Below are 3,235 nucleotides of genomic sequence, written 5' to 3'. Positions count from 1 at the left end.
AGAGCAGAATAAAGGGAGCGTGAATGTTTCTAGTATTAACATCAAGACATCTACTATACCTAATCCTCTATTAGATAAAAATGCTGTAGAAAGTACCCCTATTCCATAAATATCCTCTTTATCGAAATGCCCTGTTTTCCTTAGATACCTCCGTTTCAAGTTGGTTTTTCCTTAGCTTGCTTATGCCCCGCTTTTCGTAATGAGAGCGGGATTTTCCGCTTCTTAAAACTGTCCTATTACTCATCTCTATTACTCTCTACGCTCCGTGTGTTCCGTAAATGACCCAAATACCTATATTGAATAGTGACAATATTTGAAAGGGGTTAGAAACAGTGGAACAACTGCTGACAATGCAGGAAGCTAAAGACCTTCTACGGGTTTCCTATCGAACGTTGCACAGACTTGTTTCAAGCGGGACTATACCGTCAATAAAGGTCGGGCGGGTCATCAGAATCCCGCAATCGGGGTTGAGGAAGTTCATTCTTAACGATACATCAGGAGGTAGCGGCAATGATTATCAACAGTAAGGCGGTCTCTTTATCCGAAGCCGCCGCGATGTTAGGCATGAGCGAACAAGAAGTATTGCGGCTTTGTCAACACGGGTACTTGGAGCAGTCCAAACTTGAGAACGGTAAATCTCGAATTAGCCTGAACAGCATGGAGAAGTATGCCCATCGGAGCGGGATAACCCTTCACGAAGCCCCTAAGCCCGTTGTAACACGTTCAGGGTACTTAACCATCGGTGAGACAATGACCAAGCTAGGATTGCGAACTGAAGCGGCGGTACACAGGCTGATACAGTCAGGTGCATTGAAAGCAGGTTTTGAAGACGGGGTATATTGTCAATACCCAAAGTTTACACGACTATGTTACAGGGCGGTGCTAATCATGCGAATGTATACACTTAGCGAAGTTTCAAGTCTGCTGACCAAAGCAAATCCTACGAAAGTTTACTCGATGCAACGCATTTGGTCTTGGTGTCAAAATGAAGGTCTGCGCTATGAGACGATTCCGAACGCTGTACGCGGCATGGCTTACAAGCCTGTATGGATTCGTGAGGACGAGTTAAAGAGGTTTTTTCAGAAAAAAGGCTTTGGCGTTGAAGCTATCTTTTCAGCGACTGGCTAAAACGTCACTATAACATCCGTAAATAATGTACTTTTCGGACATGGGGAGGTGAACAGATTGAAAGACGTGACATGCTCAATAGACCGTATTTCTGCGTTGGCTTACATTTCAGACCTATCTTACTTCTCTAAGTCGCTAGAATTGAACCCTTACGTTGATGCAGTTTATAGAAGTACACGACAAGGCGACTACGATACGAATATCAAGTGTGTTGATGGAAGTTTAATACAGGTTAACAGCAGAGAAAAGGGGGAAGGAAAATGTTAGGGTAGACTTCAATCCCAACACATTACACGGTCGGGATACTTATGGAGAAATGCAGAAAATCATTGCTTTTATGAAGTATCCCCGCATGACAGGAATTGATTTTGCGGTTGACTATCACGGCTATGACTTGTCCAGTCTTTCAATCAGCACCCCCCGTTCCATGAAGAAAGCAGTCTATTACGCACCTTCAGGCAAGCTGGAATCCATTACTATCGGAAGTGGCAACGGGGACAAGCGCATAAACTTCTATGACAAGGGATATAAAGAACGTCAAAACTTACCCCAAAATCATCCTCATTGGTGGCGGGTTGAAATACAACGGTCAAGGTTTAAGAATGAGGATGACTATTTTACCAATCCATATGAAGGCATGACCTTTACTCTCCCCGCTTCCTTCCCGCCTGATATGAAGGCGGCTGATAGGGCGATGCTCATAGGTCTGCAACAACAGCCTGAGTTATGGAATGAGTTGGGGCGCAAAGTTAAGGAGCGGTTGCGAGACTTGCAACATCAGGCTTCTAAAAGTTTAGACCCTCACCCCGCCGAAGTATTTGAACTATACAAAGAAGAAATGCAAGCTCAATTACAGGAGTTGTTTGCCCCTGCCTATCAAAATTCTCCGTTCTACCAAGTCCTTTAATCATATTTAGATAGCCGTTCAATAATTGACGTGGGGGTGTATCAAATTTTGACCCGCCCCCTCAGCAAAATACTTTTGAACCCTTTTTTACCCCAAATGTCCCCCTTTTGTAACCCTATTGGGTTCATATACTGTTCCAGCCGCCATTTCTTAACCCATTCTGAACCCTTCTGTAACCCAAAAAATTGCTCTAAACATGGAAAAGCCGCCCCTGCTGACACAGAAGACGGCTTGTTGCCCCTGCGGACACAGGAAGCGACCACTAACCAATCGTGGAAAGCGAAGAAGCCTACGGGCTTTCCTACCTCCCACAAATTTATTATACATAATGACCTTTAATTTGTAAGAGTATTGTAAATCCCCCCATGAAATAACGGATTGACGGTCATAGTCCGGCTTGCGAAATATAAGCGGCGTGGCGGGTATATCAAATTTTGACCCACCCCCATCAAATTTTCACTTCTTCTTAGCAGGTGTCCATTTGAATCCGCAGTTCATGCATCCATTAACAATTTCACTTCTTCCAACAAAGCCGACCAAAATACTTACAGGTAACGCAAGAGACATACTAATAACCCCAATAATTCCAAAAACGCCAATCGCTGAACGGGTAAAAGAACTATCAACAGAACTGTACCACATCATGGCACTGCTAAGTATTGTCAGCAGAATACCAATAACAATCATAAGACCAAGGGTTAGGAATAACTTTGCAAAGCTGTAGCCCCTCTTGTTGGCTACAATTTGCGGCGACTTACATTTTCGGCAAACTACGGTGTTACCTATATTTGTTCCGTTCGGTGGATTCCCTGTTGTCCCCGCTTGGCTAGTGGTTGTCTTACTTACGTGAGCGTTAGCCATCCTTGACTGATTGCCTATCGTTCTATTGGTTTGCGGGGCGGCTGTCCTGCTGGATTGGTTAAATGTTGTTCTATTGGTGCGTTGTTGCACTCCATGTTCCCCTCTCCGACTGAAATAAATGTAGGAAATAAGTTCCATAAGTAATTCGACATAGGTTTCAAAAAACCTCTTTGTCTGCCCTCGTTCTAGTGTCGCATCTTTTCCCCTACATGGAACGACCACGAATAGTAGGGGGGATGACCTATGAAAATCGAACGAACTTTTACAGGGAACGAATCTTTCTTGACCTTGTTCATGCCATTAGTTGAAGCTGAGATTGACAGAATCATGGAAGAAATG

At 44.0% G+C, this 3,235-nt stretch carries 4 protein-coding genes; 3 read left to right on the top strand and 1 reads right to left on the bottom strand.

The features are described 5' to 3' along the window. Nucleotides 1–350: 350 nt before the first annotated feature. The 3 genes from HGBM_RS32500 (at nt 351) to HGBM_RS13515 (ending at nt 2,035) form a co-directional block, all read left to right on the top strand. Nucleotides 351–527, top strand: coding sequence for a helix-turn-helix domain-containing protein (locus tag HGBM_RS32500; protein ID WP_390620975.1), 177 nt, complete (start codon nt 351–353; stop codon nt 525–527). After that, complete coding sequence (locus HGBM_RS13520; protein WP_019121645.1) at nt 511–1,128, top strand: helix-turn-helix transcriptional regulator; 618 nt, start codon at nt 511–513, stop codon at nt 1,126–1,128. Before HGBM_RS32500 ends, HGBM_RS13520 begins: the two co-directional genes overlap by 17 nt. Nucleotides 1,129–1,444: 316 nt before the next feature. After that, nucleotides 1,445–2,035: a hypothetical protein gene (locus HGBM_RS13515; protein WP_019121644.1), complete on the top strand. Its 591-nt coding sequence runs from the start codon at nt 1,445–1,447 to the stop codon at nt 2,033–2,035. Between the two features lie 456 nt (nt 2,036–2,491). Here the strand turns inward: HGBM_RS13515 and HGBM_RS13510 are convergent, their stop codons facing one another. Beyond that, nucleotides 2,492–2,986, bottom strand: coding sequence for a hypothetical protein (locus HGBM_RS13510; RefSeq protein ID WP_019121643.1), 495 nt, complete (start codon nt 2,984–2,986; stop codon nt 2,492–2,494). Between the last annotated feature and the right edge of the window lie 249 nt (nt 2,987–3,235).

The sequence above is a fragment of the Brevibacillus massiliensis genome, from assembly GCF_000311785.1.
Lineage (GTDB): Bacteria > Bacillota > Bacilli > Brevibacillales > Brevibacillaceae > Brevibacillus_C > Brevibacillus_C massiliensis.
Note: the sequence above shows the minus strand (reverse complement) of the source record. Positions and strands in the feature narration are given on the sequence as shown.